The sequence below is a fragment of the Methylobacterium sp. Leaf456 genome (assembly GCF_001425465.1).
GTDB lineage: Bacteria > Pseudomonadota > Alphaproteobacteria > Rhizobiales > Beijerinckiaceae > Methylobacterium.
Genome location: NZ_LMQV01000013.1, coordinates 41,588 through 64,359, shown reverse-complemented (window position 1 = coordinate 64,359; position 22,772 = coordinate 41,588). Strand labels below are relative to the sequence as shown.

General features: G+C 70.5%; 14 protein-coding genes and 2 pseudogenes. 7 read left to right on the top strand and 9 right to left on the bottom strand.

The window, feature by feature from the left end; translation table 11 throughout:
• The 3 genes from ASG52_RS12280 to ASG52_RS12270 form a co-directional block, all read left to right on the top strand.
• Window positions 1-366: UDP binding domain-containing protein (locus ASG52_RS12280; protein ID WP_162249998.1), on the top strand; the 366-nt coding region annotated here is incomplete at its 5' end.
• Window positions 367-834: 468 nt separating this feature from the next.
• Window positions 835-8,253: a type I polyketide synthase gene (locus ASG52_RS12275; protein WP_056243332.1), complete on the top strand. Its 7,419-nt coding sequence runs from the start codon at window positions 835-837 to the stop codon at window positions 8,251-8,253.
• Window positions 8,250-9,629 carry an aminotransferase class I/II-fold pyridoxal phosphate-dependent enzyme gene (locus ASG52_RS12270; protein ID WP_056243330.1) on the top strand — a complete coding sequence of 460 codons (1,380 nt, stop codon included), beginning with the start codon at window positions 8,250-8,252 and terminating at the stop codon, window positions 9,627-9,629. The genes ASG52_RS12275 and ASG52_RS12270 overlap by 4 nt, the downstream gene beginning before the upstream one ends.
• Window positions 9,630-9,788: 159 nt before the next feature.
• Here ASG52_RS12270 and ASG52_RS12265 read toward each other — a convergent pair whose 3' ends face one another.
• The 6 genes from ASG52_RS12265 to hpnA form a co-directional block, all read right to left on the bottom strand.
• Window positions 9,789-10,460, bottom strand: a complete 672-nt coding sequence (locus ASG52_RS12265; protein ID WP_056243328.1) for a spermidine synthase — start codon at window positions 10,458-10,460, stop codon at window positions 9,789-9,791.
• A 137-nt stretch (window positions 10,461-10,597) separates the two neighbouring features.
• The gene (gene shc / locus ASG52_RS12260) at window positions 10,598-12,598 is read right to left on the bottom strand and encodes a squalene--hopene cyclase (protein WP_056243327.1); all 2,001 of its coding nucleotides are present in this window, start codon (window positions 12,596-12,598) and stop codon (window positions 10,598-10,600) included.
• A gap of 42 nt (window positions 12,599-12,640) precedes the next feature.
• Entirely contained in the window at window positions 12,641-13,942 is a 1,302-nt protein-coding gene (gene hpnE / locus ASG52_RS12255) for a hydroxysqualene dehydroxylase HpnE (RefSeq protein ID WP_056243325.1), read from the bottom strand.
• Window positions 13,942-14,787 carry a presqualene diphosphate synthase HpnD gene (gene hpnD / locus ASG52_RS12250; RefSeq protein ID WP_056243323.1) on the bottom strand — a complete coding sequence of 282 codons (846 nt, stop codon included), beginning with the start codon at window positions 14,785-14,787 and terminating at the stop codon, window positions 13,942-13,944. The genes hpnE and hpnD overlap by 1 nt, the downstream gene beginning before the upstream one ends.
• Window positions 14,784-15,674 carry a squalene synthase HpnC gene (gene hpnC, locus ASG52_RS12245; RefSeq protein ID WP_056243321.1) on the bottom strand — a complete coding sequence of 297 codons (891 nt, stop codon included), beginning with the start codon at window positions 15,672-15,674 and terminating at the stop codon, window positions 14,784-14,786. The genes hpnD and hpnC overlap by 4 nt, the downstream gene beginning before the upstream one ends.
• Window positions 15,671-16,696, bottom strand: a complete 1,026-nt coding sequence (gene hpnA / locus ASG52_RS12240) for a hopanoid-associated sugar epimerase (RefSeq protein WP_056243353.1) — start codon at window positions 16,694-16,696, stop codon at window positions 15,671-15,673. Before hpnA ends, hpnC begins: the two co-directional genes overlap by 4 nt.
• A 9-nt stretch (window positions 16,697-16,705) precedes the next feature.
• Between hpnA and ASG52_RS27120 the strand changes: the two genes are divergently transcribed.
• Window positions 16,706-16,924 (top strand): hypothetical protein, encoded by a 219-nt coding sequence (locus ASG52_RS27120; protein ID WP_156383909.1) that lies wholly within the window; start codon window positions 16,706-16,708, stop codon window positions 16,922-16,924.
• Between the two features lie 63 nt (window positions 16,925-16,987).
• On the opposite strand, the pseudogene ASG52_RS28320 reads toward ASG52_RS27120, so the two are convergent.
• The 3 genes and pseudogenes from ASG52_RS28320 to dxs form a co-directional block, all read right to left on the bottom strand.
• A pseudogene (locus ASG52_RS28320) lies at window positions 16,988-17,686 on the bottom strand (transketolase C-terminal domain-containing protein); the annotation flags it as partial.
• A gap of 1 nt (window position 17,687) precedes the next feature.
• A pseudogene (locus tag ASG52_RS28315) lies at window positions 17,688-17,990 on the bottom strand (1-deoxy-D-xylulose-5-phosphate synthase); the annotation flags it as partial.
• 17 nt (window positions 17,991-18,007) lie between these two features.
• Window positions 18,008-19,161: 1-deoxy-D-xylulose-5-phosphate synthase (dxs, locus tag ASG52_RS28310; RefSeq protein ID WP_502691053.1), on the bottom strand; the 1,154-nt coding region annotated here is incomplete at its 3' end.
• Between the two features lie 622 nt (window positions 19,162-19,783).
• On the opposite strand from dxs, the gene ASG52_RS12225 reads away from it, so the two are divergent.
• The 3 genes from ASG52_RS12225 (at window position 19,784) to ettA (ending at window position 22,763) form a co-directional block, all read left to right on the top strand.
• Window positions 19,784-20,656: a DNA/RNA non-specific endonuclease gene (locus tag ASG52_RS12225; RefSeq protein ID WP_056243319.1), complete on the top strand. Its 873-nt coding sequence runs from the start codon at window positions 19,784-19,786 to the stop codon at window positions 20,654-20,656.
• A 13-nt stretch (window positions 20,657-20,669) separates the two neighbouring features.
• Window positions 20,670-20,936: a hypothetical protein gene (locus ASG52_RS12220; protein WP_056243317.1), complete on the top strand. Its 267-nt coding sequence runs from the start codon at window positions 20,670-20,672 to the stop codon at window positions 20,934-20,936.
• A gap of 174 nt (window positions 20,937-21,110) precedes the next feature.
• On the top strand, window positions 21,111-22,763 hold the full coding sequence (gene ettA, locus ASG52_RS12215) for an energy-dependent translational throttle protein EttA (protein ID WP_056243316.1): 1,653 nt from the start codon (window positions 21,111-21,113) through the stop codon (window positions 22,761-22,763).
• Window positions 22,764-22,772 lie beyond the last annotated feature (9 nt).

Here is a 22,772-nt window from a genome sequence, read left to right as displayed (position 1 = left end):
AAGACGGTGGCCCTGCTCGGCCTGACGTTCAAGCCGGACACCGACGACATGCGCGATGCGCCCTCGCTGTCGATCATCTCCGGCCTTCAGGACGGCGGCGCGAAGGTGGTGGCCTACGATCCCGAGGGGATCGAGCAGGCGAAACCCATGCTGCAGGGCGTAAGCTACGCCGAGGACGCCTATGCCTGCGCCACGGGGGCGGACGTTCTGGTGCTGGTGACGGAATGGCGCCAGTTCCGCGCACTCGACCTGCCGCGTCTGAAGGAGCTGATGAACGCCCCCGTGCTGGTCGATCTGCGCAACGTCTATTCCCCGGCCGAGGCCGAGAAGCACGGATTCCAGTATACCGGTATCGGCGTCGTCTGATCCAAGACGCGGACGGCGCCGGGCCGCATCGCCCGCTGCCGTCCTCGGGCGCGCGCGCCATGATGTTGCAGTGCGGTTGTTCTCTCGGCCGCGGCGTGACATCTTGGGCGAGCGTCGTCGAAGCGGCCTCGATCCGGCGTGCCTTCGCGCGCTACTTGTCGCTCGACCAACCATATTCCGCGAAGTCTTCGAGCGGCTCGCATCGGGCTCGCGGCGAAAATGTGGCCGAACTCGTCCACGCCATGGCCCGCCGAGACTATCATTCGGCAGGTTTGGTCCAGGCTGTTCCGGCATATGCCCAAGCCTCGACTGATGAATACGCGCCACACATTCTCCCCATCTCATGGATTAAGGGGAATGGGGCGACCGCGCGGGTTGGAGCGGCCGGGGCACCGTATTAGAGCTTCGACTCTGCGGTTGCTCCCGGCGCCGGTGCCCGCATCGGAATCACGAGCGTAACGGATCGACGTGACAAACCGCAAAGACATCGCGATCGTCGGCCGCGCCTGCCGCCTGCCCGGTGCTTCCAGCGTCGAGGGGCTGTGGCAGCTCCTCTCCGAGGGCCGCTGCGCCGTCTCGCGCATCCCCGACGACCGCTGGTCGCTGCCGGCCTACGCCCATCCGCGGGCGCAGGAGCGCGGCAAGAGCTACACCTGGGCCGCGGGCATCCTCGACGACATCTGGTCGTTCGATCCGGGCGTGTTCGGCATCTCCCCCCGCGAGGCCGAGCAGATGGACCCGCAGCAGCGGCTCCTGCTCGAACTCACCTGGGAGGCCCTGGAGGATGCGGGCCTGCGCCCGTCCTCGGTCGCGGGTTCCGACATCGGCGTGTTCGTCGGCGCCTCCTCGCTCGATTACGGCAACCTGCGCGTCCTCGATCCGGCCTCCAGTGACGCCTATGCCGCGACCGGCAACACCCTCTCGATCATCTCGAACCGCATCTCCTACATCTTCGACCTGAAGGGGCCGAGCTTCACCCTCGACACTGCCTGCTCGTCCTCGCTGGTCGCGCTCAACGCCGCGATCACCGCGATCGAGGCCGGTCAGGTCGACACCGCGGTGGTGGCGGGTGCGAGCCTGCTGGTCAGCCCGTTCAACTTCATCTCGTTCTCCAACGCGCAGATGCTGTCGCGCACCGGCCTGTGCCAGGCCTTCTCGGCGAATGCGGACGGCTACGTGCGCGCCGAGGGTGGCGTCGTCCTGATCCTGCAATCGGCTGAGGCCGCCGCCCGCAGCGGGCGCACCGTGCGGGGCCGGATCGCGGCGAGCGGCGTCAACTCGGACGGGCGCACCACCGGCATCACCCTGCCTTCGGGCAACGCGCAGGCCGCGCTGCTGGAGCAGGTCTATCGTCAGGCCGGCATCGACCCGGAGACCATCGCCTTCGTCGAGGCCCACGGCACCGGCACCCCGGTCGGCGACCCGATCGAGGCCGGCGCCATCGGGAGCAAGCTCGGTAAGACGCGCCACGCCCCGCTGCCGATCGGCTCGATCAAGACCAATATCGGCCATACCGAGCCGGTCTCCGGCCTCGCCGGCCTGCTCAAGGCGAGCCTCGCGCTGGAGCACGACGTGTTTCCGGCCTCGCTGCACGCCGCCGAGCTGAACCCCGACATCCCGTTCGAGGCCCTCAACCTCGCGGTCAACCGCGCCCCGCTGGCTTTGACCCGCGGACCGGAGCGCTTCGCCGGCGTCAACTCCTTCGGTTTCGGCGGGACCAACGCCCACGTCGTGCTGACCGACCCCGCCCCCGTGACGGCCGCGACCGAGACCGGCCGCGCCCCGGAGGTGCTGCTGCTCTCGGCCCAGAGCCGCGCGGCGCTCGACGACCTCGCCCTCGACTACGCCGCCCGCCTCGATTCGGCGTCCGCCGACGAGACCGCCCGCATCGCCGCCGCCGCCGCCCATCGCCGCGAGCGTCTGCCTGTCCGTCTCGCCGCGCCGCTGACGGCCGGCATCGATCTCGCCGCCGCGCTCCGCACGCTCGCCGAGGGCGAGGACGACGACGCGGCGGTCGTCGGTCAGGCGGTCGAGCGCAACGCCGACATCGCCTTCGTCTATTCGGGCAACGGCAGCCAGTGGGTCGGCATGGGCCGCGAGGCCTATGACGGCAACGCGACCTTCCGCGCGCGCTTCGACCGCGCCGACGCGCTGTTCTCAGCCCTCTCCGGTTGGTCGCTCAAGGAGGCGATGTTCGCCGACGACCTCGACCAGCGCCTGTCGCTGACGCGGGTCTCGCAGCCCCTCATCTTCGCGATCCAGACCGCGTCCACCGCCGCGCTGCGCGCCAAGGGCCTGACGCCGAACTTCGTGCTCGGCCACAGCGTCGGCGAGATCGCGGCGGCGGAAGCCGCGGGCATCCTGAGCCTGGAGCAGGCGGTCCGGGTCATCTTCTACCGCAGCAAGCATCAGGAGACGACGCGGGGCTTCGGCACCATGGCGGTGCTGCTCGGGCCGGTCGAGGAGATGGAGACATTCCTCGCCGACTACCCGACCCTCGACATCGCCGCCTACAACAGCCCCAAGGCGATCACGGTGGCCGGCCCCGAGGCCGCCATCGAGTCGGCCATGAAGGCGCTCACCCGCAAGCGCCGCCGAGGGCGCAAGCTCGATCTCGACTACCCCTTCCACGGTCGCCTGATGGACCCGACCGAGCGTCCGCTGCTGCGCGACCTCGATGGCCTCAAGGCGTCCGCCGGCCACACCGCCATGGTCTCGACCGTGACCGGCACGGTGCTGCCCGGCGCCCGCTTCGGTGCGGGCTATTGGTGGCGCAACATCCGCGAGCCCGTGCGCTTCTGCGAGGCGCTGCAGGAGGCGACCCGCCAGGGCGCCCGCGTCTTCGTCGAAGTCGGCCCGCGCGCGACCCTGCTGCCGCATATCGGCGACGCCGTCGAACCGCTCGGCATCGAGGTCGCCTCGGTCGGCGTGCTCCACCGCAAGCCGGCGGGCGCCGATCCGATCGCCAAGGCCGTTGCCGCCGCCCTCGTGGCCGGTGCGCGCGTCGATGAGGCGCTTCTGTTCGGCGACGATCCGGCCGGCTCTGTGAGCCTGCCGCTCTATCCCTGGCAGCGCCGCTCCTTCCGCCTCGGCGAGACCGCGGAGGTCGTGGGTGCGGCGGTGCCGCGGCCCTACCATCCGCTGGTCGGCGCACGAGCCGGGACCGACGCCCTCGAATGGCACGGCCATCTCGATCCGGCCCTCGTGCCCGATCTCGAAGACCACCGCATCGACGGACAGGTGATCCTGCCCGGCGCCGCCTTCGTCGAGATGGCGCTGCACGTCGCCCGCGAATCCCTGCGCTCGGACGTGGCGACGCTGGCCGACGTCGAGATCGTGGCCCCGATGGTCTTCGCCGAGGAGGCCCTGCGCGAGGTACTGGTGCGCCTCGCCGGCCACCAGATCCAGATTTTGAGCCGCCCGCGCCTGACGCAGGCGGCGTGGCAGCTCCACGCCTCGGCCAAGATCATTGAGGGCGACTTCCCGGCGCCCGCCCGCCGCGATGTCGGCCTCCCGGCGGACCACGCGGTCGCGGGCGAGGACCTCTATCGCCGCGCGCTGGCCTCCGGCCTCGGCTTCGGCGAGAGCTTCCGGCAGGTCGTGGCCTCCGCGCGGATCGACGAGACCACCATCGTCTCCGAGCTGAAGCCCGCCGAGGCCGATGCCCGCTACGGCCTCGTGCCGTCGCGCCTCGATTCGTGCTTCCACGGCCTGATCCTGCTCTTCGCCGAGCTGATGGGCGAGGGCTCGACCAAGGCCTACGTGCCGGTGCGCTTCGGCGAAATCCGCCTGCTGCGCCCCGGCGCCGTGATCGCGCGGGCCGAGATCCGCACGCGCCGCTGCAACGAACGCTCGATCCTGGCCGACTTCACCCTCCTCGACGCGGACGGCGAGGTCATCGCCACGATCCGCGAGGGCCGGTTCCAGGCTCTGCGCGCCAAGTCCGGCAGCGACCTCGACACCTTCGCCATCGCGCAGGTCCGCGAACTCGCCACCGAACCGACCGCCCTGCCGCTGGAGCGCCGCCCGGCGCTCGCCGAGCGCCTGCGCCCCTCGCTGTCCGGCGCCACCGCGCCGAGCGACGCCGAACTCGGGCCCGGCCACCTCCTGCTCGAGGGCTGGGCGACGGCCCTCGCCTATCGCCTCGCCGAGGGCCTGAGCCGCAACGGCGCGGTCGATCTCGCCGACCCGCGTCTGCCGGCCTCCCTACGCCCCTGGGCGGTCAACGCCCTCTACGCCCTGGAGAGCAGCGGGCTGGCCACCCACGAGGCCCGTGGGCGCGACGGCGGCCGCTGGCGCATCCGGCAGGACGTGACCCTCCCCTCCCCCGAGGAGACCATGCGCTGGATCGCGGCGGACCAGCCGGAGCTGTCCGCCGAGTTGGTGCTGCTCGCCGACACGACGGCACTGGTCGCCCGCCTGCTGGCCGGCGAGCCGGTCGCCTCGGCGAGCCTGCCGCCCGCGGCGCTCGACGCGTTCCACCTGCGCAGCGCCACCGCCCGCGCCTCGGCCGCGACGGTCGCCGATATCGTCGAGCGCAGCCGCGAGCGCCTGCCCTGCGACCGGGCGCTGCGCATCCTTCAGGTCGGCTTCGGCCCGCTCTCGGCGCTGGCCGCCGCCTTCGCCCGCGAGAGCGGCGCGGTCCTCACCCTGCTGGAGACCGACCGGCGCCTGGCCGAGCGCGCGCGCCTCGCCCTCCACGCCCGCGTGAGCGTCATCGAATCGGCCGAGGAGCTGCCCGCCGATTCGTTCGACCTCGTGCTCGCCAGCGACGTGCTGCACCGGGCCGAGCCGGGCCTGCCGGCCCGCATCGGCGCGGCGCTCGCCACCGGCGGCCTGCTGATCGCCGTCGAGCCCGGCGCCTCGCTGTTCCGCGACCTCGTCTTCGGCCTCACCCCCGACTGGTTCACCGAGATCGTGCCCGACCAGCCGCTCTCGCGCCTGCCCGACGTGACCGGCTGGCAACGGACCTTGAGCGCCACCGGCCTTGTGCGCGTCTCCGCCGACCGGGCCGCCTCCGCCAATGGCGGAGACCTGCTTCTCGTCGCCGAGGCCCCGGCCCGGCCCATGGTTGGCCACGGCCAGAGCTTCGCCTTCGTCGTCGGCTCGGACGACGCCATCGGCGCGGAGACCGCCTCGTCGCTGGCGACCCTGCTGATCGCCAGCGGCGTCCACGTCTCGATCATCCTCGATTCCGAGCAGTCGCTGCGGGAGCTGGAACGCGAGACGCCCGACACCGTGGTGTTCCTCGCCGGCGCCTTCGCGCAAGACGGCGAGGCTTCGGCGCGCTTGCGCGACCGCTGCCTCAGCCTCAAGCGCTGCGCCGAGCATCTTGGCAACCGCCAGACCCGCCTCTGGGTGATCGCCCCCGGCGCCACCCGCGACGCGGGCGGCGAGACCGCGGCCGTCGAGGCCGGAATCTGGGCCTTCAGCCGGACGCTCGCCAACGAGACCGCCAACCTCGACATCCGCCGGGTCGATCTCGCCCCGTCCCTGTCCTCGAAGCTCTCCGCCGAGCGCCTGCGCGCCCTGATCCTGTCCGGCACGGCCGAGACCGAGATCGTGCTCGACGCCGACGCCACCCGCGTCGTCCGCTTCCATTCCGGCCGTGCCGCGGGCACGGCCGGCGATGCCGCCCCGGCGGCGCGCCTGGAACGCTCGAACACCGGCGGTCTCAACGAGATGATCTGGGGCCCGGCCGAGCGCACCGCGCCCGGAGCGGGTGAGGTCGAGATCGCGGTCGCCGCCACCGGCCTCAACTTCCGCGACGTGCTCTGGGCGCTCTCCATGCTCCCGGAGGAAATCCTGGAGGACGGCTTCGCCGGGCCGCGCCTCGGCCTCGAAGTCTCCGGCAAGGTCACCGCCGTCGGCCCCGGCGTGGTCGATTTCAAGGTGGGCGACCCGGTCGTCGCCTTCGCGCAGTCGGGCTTTGCCACCCACGTGGTCGTGCCCGAGATGGTCGTCGCGCCGATGCCGGAAGGGCTCGACCCCTCGGCCGCCGCCACCGTGCCGGTCGCCTTCCTCACCGCGTACTACGCGCTCTGCACCTGCGCCCGCCTGCGCAAGGGCGAGTGGCTGCTGGTCCATGGCGGCGCGGGCGGCGTCGGCCTCGCCGCGCTCCAGATCGCCCAATGGAAGGGCGCCCGCGTCATCGCCACCGCCGGCTCGCGCGAGAAGCGGGCGCTCGTCGAGGCGCTGGGCGCCGAGCACGTGCTCGATTCCCGCTCGCTCGCCTTCGTCGACGATGTCCGCCGCATCACCGGCGACGGCGTCGATGTCGTGCTCAACTCGCTGTTCGGCGAGATGATGGAGCGCTCGCTCAACGTCTTGCGTCCGTTCGGTCGCTTCGTGGAGTTGGGCAAGCGCGACTACGTCGCCAACACTCATATCGGCCTGCGCCCGTTCCGCCGGAACCTGTCGTATTTCGGCGTCGATCTCGATCAGGTGCTCCAGCATCAGGGCGAGGACGGCGCGCGGATGTTCCGCGAGGTGATGGCGCTCTTCGCCGACGGGGGCTTGAGGCCCCTGCCCTACCAGCCGTTCGCCGCCGAGGAGACCTCGGACGCGTTCCGGCTGATGCAGCAATCGGGGCATGTCGGAAAGATCGTCGTCACGCCGCCCCCACCCGGAAGCGTCGCCCGCATCCAGCGCAACGCCTTCACGGTGCGTTCCGAGGGCGTCCACCTCGTCACCGGCGGCCTCGGCGGATTCGGCATCGAGGCGGCCCGCTGGCTCGCCGACCGCGGCGCCACCCGCATCCTCCTCGTCGGCCGTTCGGCCAAGCCGAGCGACGAGGGCCGCGAGGTGATCGCCGCGCTGACGGCGCGCGGCGTGCGGATCGAGACGAGAGCCTGCGACATCACCAGCCGCAAGGCGGTCGATGCCCTCATCGCCGGCATCGAGAAGGGGGGCGAAACCCTCGCGGGCGTGATCCACGGCGCGATGGTGCTGCAGGACGGGCTGATCGCGGCGATCGAGCCCGAGACGCTGGACGCCGTCATCGCCCCGAAGGTGATCGGCGCGACCCATCTCGATGCCGCCACCCGCAGCCGGTCGCTCGACTACTTCGTGCTGTTCTCCTCGGCGACCACCTTCATCGGCAATCCGGGCCAGGGCTCGTATGTGGCTGCCAACGGCTTCATGGAGGGGCTGGCCCGCCAGCGGCGCAAGCTCGGCCTGCCCGCGCTCGCGGTCGCCTGGGGCGCCATCGGCGATGTCGGCGTGCTCGCCCGCAACAAGGGCGTGATGGACACGCTGGCCTCCCGCGTCGGCGTCACGCCGATGGAGGCCCGCCGCTGCCTCGACCTGATGGCCGAGGCGCTGGAGGGCCAGGGCGCGGCCTCCGACGAGGGCGTGATCGCGATTGCCGCCATGCACTGGGGCAAGGCGCGCGAGCGCCTCGCGACCCTGCGCTCGCCGAGCTACGGCAGCCTCGGCACCGACCAGCAGGCGGAATCCGGCGCGGTCACCACGATCAACATCGCCGCCCTCCTGCGGGGGACGGACATCGACGCGGTGCGGAAGGTCGTGGCCGACGCCATCGTCGAGGACATCGCCCGCATCCTGCGCCTGCCCAAGGACGACATCAGCCGCGTGCGCCAGCTCTCCGAGATCGGTCTCGATTCGCTGATGGGCGTCGAACTCGGCGCCAGCCTGCAGGAGCGCTTCGCCCTCGATGCGCCGCCCGCGGGCATCTCCTCGGGCCTCACCGTCAACGAGCTGACCGAGACGCTGATCCAGGCGGTCGCCGCCCCGATCGACGAGGCGGCGGGTGTGACGCTCAGCCTCTCCTCGAAGCACGTCAGCAACCTGGACGCCGCGACGTTGGTGCCGTTCAACGAGCTGGTCGAGCGGAACGTCGCGGACATCAAAGAGATCCTGCCATGACCCAGTCGTCGCGCCCGCAGGATGGCCGCGCCGCGCTCGCCGGCTTCGTCACCAACCGGCTCGGCCGCGCCAACGCGGCCCGGCCGGAGCCGGAGCCGGCGGCGGAGACGCGCGCGCCCGCGCGCTCCGAACACCAGAGCTTCGAGAAGCTGACGGGCTACCGTGAGCTGAAGCTCCAGCGTTCGGCGGCCGATCTGATCGGGCTCAACAACCCGTTCTTCCGCGTCCACGAGTCCCGCGCGGCGGCGACCACGCGGATCGACGGCAAGACGTTGGCCAACTACTCGTCCTACGACTATCTCGGCCTCAACGGGCACCCGGCGGTGAGTGGGGCCGCGCGCAAGGCGATCGAGGCGTTCGGCACCTCGGCCTCGGCGAGCCGGCTGGTGGCGGGCGAGCGGCCGGTCCACCTCAAGCTGGAGCGGGCGCTGGCCTCGCATTACCAGACCGAAGCCTGCGTCATCATGGTGAGCGGGCATGCCACCAACGTCACCGCCATCGGCGCCATGCTGGAGCCGGCGGACGTGATCTTCCACGACGCCCTGATCCACAACAGCGTCGTCACGGGCGCGCAGCTCTCCGGCGCCCAGCGCCGCTCTTTCGCCCACAACGATCCCGCCGCCTTGGAGAAGCTCCTGGAGGCGACCCGCCACGAGCATCGCCGCGCGCTGATCGTGGTCGAGGGCCTCTACAGCATGGACGGCGACGCGCCGGATCTCGCCGCCTTCGTCGAGCTGAAGCGCCGCTACGATTGCTGGCTGATGGTGGACGACGCCCACGGTCTCGGCGTACTCGGCCGCACCGGCGCCGGCCTGCACGAGCATTGCGGGGTGGACGCCGCCGACGTCGACATCTGGATGGGCACGTTGTCGAAGACGCTCTCGTCCTGCGGCGGCTATGTCTGCGGGCCGGGGGTGCTGATCGAGTACCTGAAATGCACCGCGGGCGGCTTCCTCTACAGCGTCGGCATGTCCCCGCCGCTCGCCGCCGCCGCCGACGCCGCCCTCTCGGTGCTGCACGCCGAGCCCGAGCGCGTCGAGCGCCTGCGCCGCAACGGCGGGCTGTTCCTGACGGCGGCCAAGAAGCACGGCCTCAACACCGGCACGAGCCTGGGCCTCGCGGTGATCCCGGTGATCGTCGGCGATTCGCTGAAAGCCGTGACGCTGTCCGACCGCCTGTTCAAGCGCGGCATCAACGTCCAGCCGATCATCCACCCGGCGGTGCCCGAGCGCTCCTCGCGCCTGCGCTTCTTCATGACCTCCGAGCACACGCCCGAGCAGATCGCCGAGACGGTGGCGGCGGTGGCCGAGGAACTGGCGGCGCTGGAGACCGGCGCGACGCTGATCGAGCAGTTGATGGCGCGTCGGGGGGCGTAACCCTCCGAAGCCCTCCCCCCTCCGCGGGGGAGGGTGTCCGCGGAGCGGACGGGAGAGGGGAGCGACGCTTCCGACGAGTGCGGAGCCGGCCCCTCACCCGACCCCTTCGGGGGCCACTCTTTCCCGCGGAGGGGAGAGGGATTGAGACGTTGCGCTCTGTCAGGGCCGCCCGGCCAACCAGATCACGTGCCGTGCCCCACGGTTGCCCCGTGCCCGCGTCGCCACCTCCTCGACGGAAAATCCCGCCCGCCCGAGCCGCCGGGTGAAGGCTGCGTCGGGATGGGCCGACCACACCGCCAGCACGCCGCCGGGGCGGAGCGCCGCGCGCGCCGCGGCGAGGCCGGCGGCGTCGTAGAGGCGGTCGTTGGCCGCGCGGGTGAGGCCGTCGGGGCCGTTGTCGACGTCGAGGAGGATGGCGTCGTAGGTGTTGGTCCGCTCGCGGATTACCGCGGCCACGTCGGCCTCGCGGATGGTGACCCGGGGATCGTCGAGGCTCGGGCCGGTGAGGTCCGCCATCGGCCCGCGGGCCCAGGCCAGCACCGCCGGCACGATCTCGGCGACCGTCACCGTGGCTCCGGGCGGGAGATGGTTCAGCGCCGCGCGCAGCGTAAAGCCCATGCCGTAGCCGCCGATCAGCACCCGCGGCGCGGCGACCCCCGCGACCCGCTCGGCGGCGAGCCGGGCCAGCGCCTCCTCCGAGCCGAAGAGGCGGCTGTTCATGAGTTCGGTGCGGTCGAGCTGGATCGAGAACTCGGCGCCCCGCCGCATCAGCCGCAGCGTGCCGGCCTCGCCGGGGATCGGGGCGGTGTCGAGGTGTTCCCAGGGGATCATGCGTCGCGACGGTCTCTCCTCCCCCTTGTGGGGAGGAGTTGGAGGTGGGGGTGGCTCAGGAGGAAACGCGGCGGTGCCGCCTGCACGACCCCCACCCTCGATCCCTCCCCACAAGGGGGAGGGAAGAAGGCGTCGAGCTACATCCCGAACCGAACTTCGCGGCTGTTGCCCCGCTTCAGGTTGCGGAAGCGGGCCATGGCCCAGAGCGGGAAGAACTTCGGGTAGCCGTGGTAGCGGAGGTAGAACACCCGCGGGAAGCCGGTCGCGGTGTAGCGTTCCTCGCTCCACAGCCCGTCCCCGCCTTGCGTGCGCAGCAGGTAGTTGACGCCCCGCGCCACGGCCGGATCGTCCACATCGCCCGCCGCCATGAGGGCGAGCAGCGCCCAGGCCGTCTGCGAGGCGGTGGAGTAGCCCGGCTCGAATTCGGGGTTGAGCTTGTAGGACGAGGCATCCTCGCCCCAGCCGCCATCCGGGTTCTGGATGCGGATCAGCCACGCCACGGACTTGCGGATCTCCGGGCTCTGCGGATCGATGCCCGCCGCGTTCAGCGCGCAGAGCACCGACCACGTGCCGTAGATGAAGTTCATGCCCCACCGGCCGTACCAGCTGCCGTCCTTCTCCTGATCGTTGAGCAGGTAGGTGACGCCGCGGTCGAGCGCGCGGCTGGTCGCGCGGGTCTCGCCGAGCTGCGACAGCATCGAGACGACGCGGGCGGTCACGTCCGCGGTCGGCGGGTCGAGCAGGGCGCCGTGATCCGAGAACGGGATGTGGTTGAGGTAGTGGTGGTTGTTGTCGGCGTCGAACGCCGCCCAGCCGCCATCGGCGCTCTGAAGACCCTCGACCCACTCGCGGGCACGGGCGATGGCCTGCGAGTAGTCCGGCATGCCGCTCACCAGCCCGTGCTGGCGCATGGCGCGGTCCATCGCCATCACGACGACGGCGGTGTCGTCGAGATCGGGATAATGCGGATTGGCGTACTGGAACGCCCAGCCGCCGGGGCGCACGTTCGGCTTGGTCTCGGCCCAGTCGCCCTTGATGTCGAGGACTTGGAGGGGCTTGAGCCAATCGAGCCCGGCGCGCGCCATCCCTTCGGCCTCGGCGCCGCCGGCTTCCAGCATGGCGTGGCTGTTGAGCGCCGTATCCCAGACCGGCGACAGACAGGGCTGGACGTAGGCCTCGTCGTCCTTCTCGGCGACGAGCTTCTCGATCGCCTCCAGGGCGATCTTCACCTGCGGATGATCAGGCGGATAGCCCAGCACCTCGTACATCAACACCGAGTTGACCATGGCCGGGAAGATGGCGCCGAGGCCGTCCTCGCCGTTCAGGCGCTCGCTGGTCCAGGCCACGGCCTTGTCGATGGCGCGCTGGCGAATGCCCTTGTGGAACTTGTCCTGCGTCCGCTGCAGCACGCGGTCGATCGCGCCGAAGATCGGCGTCCACGGCCACGTGGCATGGGGCGAGCCGGGCCAGGTCCGCACCGAATCTGGCGGCGTGACGAACAGCTCGGCGACGCCGATGCCGCGCGGGTTCTTGGCCCGCGGCTTCTTCGCCTGGATGACGAAGAGCGGGACCATGGTGCAGCGGGCCCAGTAGGACACCTTGTCGAGGTGGAACGGGAACCACTTCGGCAGATGCATCACCTCCACCGGCATCACCGGCACCGCGCGCCACGGCACCTCGCCGTAGAGCGCCAGCAGGATGCGGGTGAAGACGTTGGCGTTGGCCGCGCCGCCCCGCTGGAGGATCGCCTTGCGGGCCGCGCGCATATGGGCGGCCTCGATGTCGTCGCCGATCATCTTGAGGGCGAAATAGGCCTTCACGGTCGCGCTGATGTCGAACGGCCCGTCATGGACGAGCGCCCAGCCGCCATGCGCCTTCGACTGCGTGCGCCGCAGGTAGTTGCCGATCTTGGCTTCCAGCCCGTCCCGCGGCACGGTCGCGCGGAACTGGTGGAACAGGATGTACTCGGAGGGGATGGTCGCATCCGCCTCCAGCTCGAAGCAGATGTGGCCGTCGGCCTGCGTCATCGCGGTCAGCGCGCGGGTGGCGTCCTGGACGCCGCGCTCCACATCGACGAGGGACACGTCGCGCGTCTTCGGACGGTGCAACTGCTCGACCTTGCCTGCCGCCTCGCGCATCGCCGTCGCCTCTCCGGACTGTCGTGACGCCGTGGTCATGCTTCAAGCGACTCCCTGTGCCTGTGCCCGCCCGCACATCCCGTTGCGGGACAAAGCGAGCGCGGCGTTCGTCCCGGAGCGGATCGCGCCCTCGATGGTCGAGGGCAGGCCCGTCTCCGTCCAATCACCCGCCAGAGCGAGATTCGGCGTGCGCGTCGCGGCGCTGGCGCGCCGCGCGGCCTCCTCGGGCGTGGCCGCGAAGGTCGCCCGCTTCTCCTTGACGATCTGCCAGCTAGGCAATTCGCGTGCTACCCCATTGAGTTCCGCGATCTCAAGCCAGATCTGACGGGCCAGTTCCTCGCGGGGCGCATCGAGCAGCCGGTCGGCTCCGCTTATGGTGACCGAGAACCGGTCCGGATAGGCGAACAGCCACTCGGTGAGGCCGCCGACGACGCCGAGCAGCAGCGGCGCGCCCTCGGGCGGGCGGACCGCGAAATGCGCGTTGACGATGGAGCGGAACGCCTTCGGCGTCGGCGTGCCGGGCAGCAGATCCTCGATCACCCACGGCGGCAGGGCCAGCACCACCGAATCGTCGGGGCCGATCAGCGTCGGCTCGTCGGTGAAGTCGAGGCGCTCGACGCGATTCGCGCCGACCTGCACCGCGCGCAGGCGGCGGCCGTAGCGGATTTCCGCGCCCCGCTCCGTCAGAAAGCGAATCGCCGGATCGACGAAGGCTGTGGACAAGCCCTCGACCGCGACCAGCGGCCGGCAGGCACGTCCGCCCGCGCCCAGCGTCTCGCGCAGAATCGTGGCGGCCAGCCCCACATCGCTCTCGCGCGGATCGGTGTTAAGGGCGGCCAGCAGCACCGGGTGCCACAGCCGGTCGTAGAGCGGGCCCTCGCAGGCCATCTTCTCGCCGATGGTGCCGCTCTTGCCCGGCGCGCTGCCGGAGGCCGCCATCATTAGCGAGAGCGGCGCGAGATAGTCGCGGGCGCGGGTGCCCGGCACGCGGCGCCCGGCGCGCAGGACCCACCACGGCAGTCGGCCGGGGTTCGGGCGCAGGGTCCAGCGCTCGCCGGTGCGGAGATCCGCAAACGGGAAGGCGGCCTCGTCCGGGCCGGTCAGCGCGTCTTCGGGCGCGCCGATGCGTTGCATGAAATCGAGGGTCGAGCGGTTGCCCGACAGCAGCAGGTGGTTGCCGTTGTCGATCGTCAGCCCGAGCGCCGGGTCGTAGTAGGAGCGGCAGCGCCCACCCGCCTGCTTGGCGGCCTCGTGCAGCACGACATGCGCGCCTGTCTCGGCGAGCGAGACGGCGGCGGACAGGCCGGCGAGCCCCGCCCCGACGACGTGAACCGTTCCGGTCATCACACGATCCCGTGGCGCAGGGCGACGAGGAGCAGGGACAGCTTGCCCGGTTTCACTCGCTCGCGCGGGGGCGCCCAGCCGCGGCGGATCACGGCGTCGAGATAGAGCCGGTAGGCCGCGGCCATCAGGCGGGCCGCCTTCGTCGCCTGCCGCGGGCTCCTGTCGATGACCGCCCAGGTCTGGCGGTAATGCTCCTCCGCCTCCGCCGCGACGGCCGAGCAGACCTCGCCGAGCCGCGGGTGCGCCAGCGCCGATTCCGGCGTCGGGTTCATCAGGCCGATCTTGTGGAATTTCTCCATCGGCAGGTAGAGGCGCCCGCGCTCGGCGTCCTCGTCGATGTCGCGCAGGATGTTGGTGAGTTGGAGCGCCCGGCCCTGGTGCCACGCGAGCTTGATGCCCGCCTCCTCCGGCATGCCGAAGATGCGCACCGACAGCCGCCCGACCGCGCTTGCGACGCGGTCGCAGTAAAGATCGAGGGTCGCCTCGGTGGGGGCGACGATGTCTTCCGCCGCATCCATCGCCATGCCGTCGATGACGGCGATGAAGTCGTCGCGCTTAAGGCCGAAGCGGCGCACCGGCTCGACCAGCGGGCGCACGCGCGACGGCGGATGGCCGGCATAGAGCGCGTCGATGTCGGCGCGCCAGCTGTCGAGTTCGGCCGCGCGCAGGTCGCGCGGACCGCCGTCGTCGGCGACGTCGTCGACCGAGCGGCAGAAGGCGTAGACGGCGTACATCGCCTCGCGCCGCTCCTTCGGCAGGAGGCGCATGGCGGTGTAGAACGACGAGCCCGCCGCCGGGAGCGCCGTGCCGGTCTCGGCCTGCATCGTGGTCGCGGCGGCACTCATCGTCCGGCTTTCGTTGTGGCGGCGCGGGGCCGGAAGGGGCGGCGCACCAGCGTCGCCGCGATGCCGCCGAGCGCGGTCAGCGCGAAGCCGGCCTTGCCGTGATGGACCTTTTCCGAGAGCGGGTCCCGGGTCAGCAGGCCCTTGGTCAGCACGACGGCGAGGCGATGGATCGCGGCGATCTCCAGGCTCAGGCGCAGGTCGTCGATGAGGACGGGCAGCGGCTTGCCCTCCTCCAACAGGTCGAGGGTGCGCTGCGCGAGTTCGCGGATCACGGCCAGCAGCTCGGGCGTGGCTTTCTCGCGCCCGAGCATCGACACGTCGGCGCCGTGGCGCGCCATGGTGTCGAGTGGAATGTAGACGCGGCTCAGATTGCGGAAATCCTTGCCGCAATCCTGGAGATGATTGAGCACCTGCAACGCGGCGCAGATCGCGTCGGAGGTCTCGTAGACGCGGGCCGGGTTCTCGCCGTGCACGTCGAGGACGAAGCGGCCGACCGGCATCGCCGAGTAGCGGCAATAATGGATCAGCTCGTCCCAATCGGCGTAGCGGTCCTTGCGCGCATCCATGCGGAAGGCGTCGAGGAGTTCGAGCGCGTGGGTCGGCGGCAGGCCGTGCGAGGCCAACTCGCGCTTGAGCGGCTCGACCGAGGGATCGGAACCGCCCTTGCCGGTCAGCGCGTCGGCGAGCGTGTCCAAGAGTTCGATCTTGCGTTCGGGCGACAACCCGGTGTGGTCGGCGACATCGTCGCCGGCGCGCACGTAGTTGTAGAAGGCGAGGATCGCACCGCGGTTGCGCGGATGGATCAGATGCGAGGCGACGGGAAAGTTCTCGTCGCGCTCGCCCTTGCCGGTGCGGGCATCGGTGGCGGTCTGAAGGCCGGCGCTCATGACATGTACCCCGCCCGCCGGAACCAGTGGATCGCGTCCGACAGCCCCTCGCGGTAGGGCCGCGCGGTGTAGCCGAGTTCCGCGCGCGCCTTCGCGTCGGAGAAGAACATCCGGTATTTCGACATGCGCACGCCGTCGATGGTGGCGAGCGGCGCCTTGCCGGTCACGCGGGCGATCTGCTCGGACAAGAAGGCGATCGGGTAGATCACCGCGTAGGGCAACTTGGTCGTCGGCGCCTTGCGCCCGACGATCTTCGCGATGTCGGCCAACATGGTCGCCAGCATCACGTCCTCGCCGCCCAGGATGTAGCGCTCGCCGATCCGGCCCTTGCGCAGCGCCAGCAGATGGCCCGCAGCCACGTCGTCCACGTGGGCGAGATTGAGGCCGGTATCGACGAAGGCCGGAATTTTTCCTTGGGCCGCGTCGAGAATGATGCGGCCGGTCGGCGTCGGCTTCACGTCGCGGGGGCCGATCGGCGTCGAAGGGTTCACGATCACCGCGGGCAGCCCGTCGCGAGCGACCATCTCCTCGACCACGCGCTCGGCCACGACCTTGCTGCGCTTGTAGGCACCGATGGCGGTCTGCGGCGTCAGCGGTCGGGTCTCGTCGGCGGGCGTCCCGTCGTCGTGCGGTTTGATGGTGGCGACGCTCGACGTGTAGACGATCCGCTCGACGCCGGCCTTCAGCGCCTCCTCCATGAGGATGCGGGTGCCGTCGCGATTGGTGCGGACGATCTCTTCCATGTCCGGCGCCCACAGGCGGTAATCCGCCGCGGCGTGGACGAGGTAGCGCTGGCCCCGCATGGCGGCGGCCACCGCCGCGCGGTCGCGCATATCGGCCTCGACGATCTCGACATCGGGCCAAGTCAGGTTGGTGCGCGGCGAGGAGGCGCGCACGGAGATGCGCACGCGGAAGCCGGCCGCACGGAACACGTCCACCAGGGCGGCTCCGAGGAAGCCGCTGGCGCCGGTGATGAGCACCGGCCCCGCCTCGAATGGGCCGCTTGTCGTCGGCTCTGTCATGATGCTCGCGTGATCGACCGGAAGGCCCGCGCCCGCCGACCGGCGGAGGTTCGGGCAAATGGAAACGCCGCGCCCATCCAAGCCACCGATTCGGCGGTTCAGAACGGTGCGGCGCTTCTCTCATTCATGGCGCAGTGCGGCAAGCGCCGCTCCTGCTTACTCAATCGCGACCGTCATTCCGGGGCGCCGAAGGCGAACCCGGAATCCACCCGTGATGCGCGGCTGTGAGGGCCGTCGCGGCCAGTCGTGGATTCCGGGTTCCGCTGCGCAGCCCCGGAATGACGGTGGCGGTTACGCCAACCGTAGACGACCCGTGCGGCTGCCCTTCTTCTGCTCGGGCAGCGCGGCGCGGACCGCCTTGAGGATGCCCTCGGCGTCGAGCCCGGCCTCGGCGTACATTTTTTCGGGCTTGTCGTGGTCCTGGTAGGTGTCCGGCAGCGTCAGCGCCCGCACGCGGACCCGGCCGGCATCCAGCACGCCGCGCTCGGCGAGCAGATGCAGAACCATCGCCCCGAAGCCGCCGACCGAGCCTTCCTCGACCGTCACCAGGACTTCGTGGGTATTCGCCAGATCGACCACCAACTCCGCGTCGAGCGGCTTGGCGAAGCGCGCATCCGCCACCGTGACAGCCACGCCCTCGGCCTCCAGTGCGTCGGCCGCCTTCAGGGCCTCCGACAGGCGCGTGCCGAGCGAGAGGAGCGCCACCCGCGCGCCCTCGGGACGGCGGATCACCCGGCCCCGGCCGATGGCGAGCACCTCGCCCTTCTCCGGCAGCTCGACGCCGACGCCCTCGCCGCGCGGGTAGCGCAGCGCAATCGGGCCGGTGTCGTGCGCGTGCGCGGTCGCCACCATGTGCACCAGCTCGGCCTCGTCGGCCGCCGCCATCACCGTCATGTTCGGCAGGCAGCAGAGGTAGGCGAGGTCGAACGCGCCCGCATGGGTGGCGCCGTCGGCGCCGACCAGCCCGGCGCGGTCCAGCGCGAAGCGGACNCATGTTCGGCAGGCAGCAGAGGTAGGCGAGGTCGAACGCGCCCGCATGGGTGGCGCCGTCGGCGCCGACCAGCCCGGCGCGGTCCAGCGCGAAGCGGACCGGGAGGTTCTGCAGAGCGATGTCGTGGACGACCTGATCGTAGGCCCGCTGCAGGAAGGTCGAGTAGATCGCCACGAACGGCTTGTAGCCCTCGGTCGCCAGACCGCCCGCGAAGGTGACCGCGTGCTGCTCGGCGATGCCGACATCGAAGGTCTTGTCGGGATGCGCCTTGCCGAACAGGTCGATGCCGGTGCCGCCGGGCATGGCGGCGGTGATCGCCNGCGTGCTGCTCGGCGATGCCGACATCGAAGGTCTTGTCGGGATGCGCCTTGCCGAACAGGTCGATGCCGGTGCCGCCGGGCATGGCGGCGGTGATCGCCACCACCTTCGGGTCGGCGTCGGCGGCCTTGATCAGGCTCTCGCCGAACACGCGGGTATAGGCCGGGGCATTCGCCTTGGCCTTGGCCTGCACGCCCGAGACCACGTCGAACTTGACCACGCCGTGGTAGCGGTCGGCCGAGGCCTCGGCCGGGCCGTAGCCCTTGCCCTTCTGGGTGACGACGTGGAGCAGGATCGGGCCCTGATCGCTGTCGCGGACGTTCTTCAGAACGGGCAGCAAGTGGTCGAGGTTGTGCCCATCGACCGGGCCGACGTAGTAAAAGCCCATCTCCTCGAACATAGTGCCGCCGCCGACGACCAGCGAGCGGGCGTATTCCTCGGCGCGCACGGCGCGCTCGTAGAGGGCCTTGGGCAGCAGCTTGCCGAGCTGCTTGGCCGTCTCGCGCAGGCCCCGGTAGGTGCCGCCGGACGCCAGCCGGGCGAGATAGGCCGACATCGCGCCGACGGGGGGCGCGATCGACATGTCGTTGTCGTTGAGGATGACGATCAGGCGCGAGTGCAGCGCGCCGGCATTGTTCATCGCCTCGTAGGCCATGCCGGCCGACATTGAGCCGTCGCCGATCACCGCCACCATGTTGCGGCGCCGGCCCGGATCGGTGCCCTTCGCCTTGGCGTCGGCTTCCGCGAGGTCGCGGCCGACCGCCATGCCGAGCGCGGCCGAGATCGAGGTCGAGGAATGGGCCGCGCCGAACGGGTCGTATTCGCTCTCCGAGCGCTTGGTGAAGCCCGAGAGCCCGCCGCCCTGGCGCAGGGTGCGGATGCGGTCGCGCCGCCCCGTGAGGATCTTGTGCGGGTAGCATTGATGGCCGACGTCCCAGACGATGCGGTCGTCGGGGGTGTCGAACACGTGATGCAGCGCGACCGTCAGCTCGACCACGCCGAGGCCGGAGCCGAGATGGCCGCCGGTGATCGAGACGGCGTCGATCATCTCGGCGCGCACGGCGTCCGCCACGTCCTGCAGCTTGCTTTCCGGCAGTTGCCGCAGCCGGTCGGGCGTCTCAAGACCCTCGAGGATCGTCGTGTCCGCTAGTGCCAAAGTCTTCACCCATTTCTCGACGGCGGCCCGGGCCGCCTTCAGGCGGCTCGGGACGGGGCGGCGCAATTTCGGCGTCTCATCCCTGTCGCGGACCGCTCCGCTGATTCCGTGCGTCCCTCGAATCGGCGGCTTTCCCGACCCTTCGACGGACATTCGAACATGCACCTTACCGCGATCCGGTCACAGGATGCCATGATCCGAGTGCAACAGCGCCCAAGCATTTGCAGGATTCGCCCGTCCCGCATGCCTTCACAGTTAAGGAAGCCGCCTGTTTCGCGCCGCGACCGGCCTTAAGTATGAAGTTAGGGCTGCTCGTTCAACATCGGGCCGCCCCGCGAAGGTGGCCCCCGGCACGATGATTCCGATTCTTGCGCTCCCGATCCTGCTCCTCGCGACCCTCGTCCCGGCGGCCGCGGCAGATGCTGGCCGTGCGGAAAGAAGCGTCGTCCGAAGCGACTGCGCGTGGCCCGTCCGCTGCCGCCGCCCGCCGGGGCCGCCGGATCGCGACGTGCGGCCGTTCGACGGCACCCTGCGCGGGGCGCTGGGCCGCCCCTGCGGCATCCGCTGGCGCTACACCCCGTCCGGCCCCCGCCGGGTCCGGGTCTGCTTCTAGCGCCGCCGCATGATTCTTTTTCGGATTGCTCTCGTCGCGCTCGTCGTGGGCGTGCCCGGCGCCGCGCTCGCCGACACGGCCCCCGCCTGCCCGGCCCTGTTCGCAGACGGCCGCGCGCCGGTCCTGACCAACAAAAAACTCGAGGAGCGCACCGTGCCGCTCTGCTTCGACGCCTTCGCGGTGCTGCATTCCGGCGTCTCGCGCACGCCGCTCTACGCCGTCGAGCGGCTGACCCGCGCCGGCGTCTCCGCCGCCCGGCGGGTCGAGCGCGACGATGCCTTCCACGACGAGGATCGCCTGCCCGCCGACGACCGCGCGAGCCTCGCCGACTACGTCCATAGCGGGTTCGACCGCGGCCACCTCGCGCCCGCGGGCGACATGCCGAGCCCGCAGGCGCAGGCGCAATCCTTCACGCTCGCCAACATCGTGCCCCAGAACCGCAGCGTGAACCGCAGCCTGTGGGCCGGCATCGAGGAGAGCGTGCGGCGGCTCGCCTCCGAGCGCGGCGAGCTGTTCGTCGTCACCGGCCCGATCTTTTCCGGCCGCAGCGTCGGCTCGATCAAGGGCCGCGTTCTGGTGCCGACGCAGCTGTTCAAGGCGATCTACGATCCGCGCTCCGGCGAGGCCGGCGCCTATCTCGCCGCCAACGAGGCCGGGGCCGAGTGGAAGGCGGTCTCGCTCGCGACGCTCCGCGACACCGCCGGGATCGATGTGTTTCCGGCGCTCCCCGACGCCGCCAAGGCGAAGGCCATGGACCTGCCCGAACCACGCGAGTTCTCGCGCGACGAGGCGCGGGGTGAGTCCTGGGGCGACTTCTTTCGCCAACTGGCCCACGACGTGCTCAAGCGCCTGTGGCGCGAGCTGATGCGGGCGATCTTTTGAGGATGAAGGCTCGATGACTCGCCAAAAGCCCGCCTTCACGCCGTTTGCCGACGACGCGGCCGTCCGCACGATGGGGGATTTCTCGATCGAGAACGGCACCGCGCGCATCGCGCTCCACGGCTCCCTCGACATCGCCCGCGACCGCGAGGGCCTTCGACGCGCACATGACCTCCGCGAAACCCTCGACGCCATCGTCTCCGTTCTGGAAGGCGAGGACTTGCCAGAGCAGGTGGCCGAGGAGCCGGAGGCCGCAGCAAAAGTCCGAAACCCCTTCGCCTGAGCCCCGTCCTTGCCCCTGCCCGGCGGCCCTGATAGTCGGAAACCCAAATTCTTCACCCGTGAGCGGACGGCGCCCGCGCGGCAGCCCTGAACCAGGGCCGGCCCCGCGCGGGGCGGCGCGCATCCGCTGCATCCGGCCCGGCCGGCACGGTTCCTCTCTCAAGGACGAGCGCACATGGCCCGCGATTTCATCTATCACATGCGGGGTCTCAACAAGACCTACCAGGGCGGCAAGAAGGTCCTCGATAACGTCAACCTGTCGTTCTACCCCGACGCCAAGATCGGCGTGCTGGGCATCAACGGCTCGGGCAAGTCGACCCTGCTCAAGATCATGGCCGGCATCGACAAGGACTTCACCGGCGACGGCTGGGTCGCGCAAGGCGCCCGCGTCGGTTACCTGCCGCAGGAGCCGCATCTCGATCCCGACAAGTCGGTGCGCGAGAACGTGATGGAGGGCGTGGCCGAGAAGCAGGCCCTGCTCGACCGCTACAACGAACTCGCCATGAACTATTCCGAGGAGACCGCGGACGAGATGACCGCGCTCCAGGACAAGATCGAGGCGGGCAACCTCTGGGAGCTGGATTCCAAGGTCGATCAGGCCATGGAGGCCATGGGCTGCCCGAGCGACGAGCAGCCGGTCGCCACGCTCTCGGGCGGCGAGCGCCGCCGCGTCGCGCTGTGCAAGCTCCTCCTGTGGGAGCCGGAATTGCTGCTCCTCGACGAGCCGACCAACCATCTCGACGCCGAGACCGTGAACTGGCTCGAAGGCCACCTGCGCCAGTATCCCGGCGCGATCCTGATCGTGACCCACGACCGCTACTTCCTCGACAACGTCACGAGCTGGATCCTCGAACTCGACCGCGGCAAGGGCATTCCCTACGAGGGCAATTACTCGTCCTGGCTGGTGCAGAAGCAGAAGCGCCTGGCGCAGGAGGGCCGCGAGGATATGGCCCGCCAGCGCTCCATCGCCCGCGAGCAGGAGTGGATCTCGGCCTCGCCGAAGGCCCGCCAGTCCAAGTCGAAGGCGCGCATCACCCGCTACGAGGAACTGGTCGCCAAGCAGCAGCAGAAGGTCGATGCGACCGCGCAGATCGTCATCCCGATCACCGAGCGGCTCGGCCAGAACGTCATCGAGTTCCAGAACCTGAACAAGGCCTACGGCGACCGCCTGCTGATCGAGGATCTCTCGTTCAAGCTGCCGCCGGGCGGCATCGTCGGCGTCATTGGTCCCAACGGCGCCGGCAAGACCACGCTGTTCAAGATGATCACCGGCAACGAGACGCCCGATGCCGGCACCATCGCGATCGGCGAGAGCGTGCATCTCGGCTACGTCGATCAGTCGCGCGACGCGCTCGATCCGAACTCGACCGTCTGGCAGGAGATTTCGGGCGGCAACGACATCCTGTATTTCAACAAGCGCGAGATCAATTCCCGCGCCTATTGCGCGGCCTTCGCCTTCAAGGGCGGCGACCAGCAGAAGAAGGTCGGCGTGCTCTCGGGCGGCGAGCGCAACCGCGTTCACCTCGCCGCGACGCTGCGCAAGGGCGGCAACGTCCTGCTCCTCGACGAGCCGACCAACGACCTCGACATGGAGACCCTGCGGGCGCTCGAAGAGGGCCTGGAGGATTACGCCGGCTGTGCGGTCATCATCAGCCACGATCGCTGGTTCCTGAACCGCATCGCGACCCACATCCTCGCCTTCGAGGGCGACAGCCACGTCGAGTGGTTCGAGGGCAACTTCTCGGATTACGAGACCGACAAGAAGCGGCGCCTCGGGACCGATTCGATCATCCCGAAGAAGCTGAAATACAAGAAGTTTTCGCGGTAATCGCTGCGA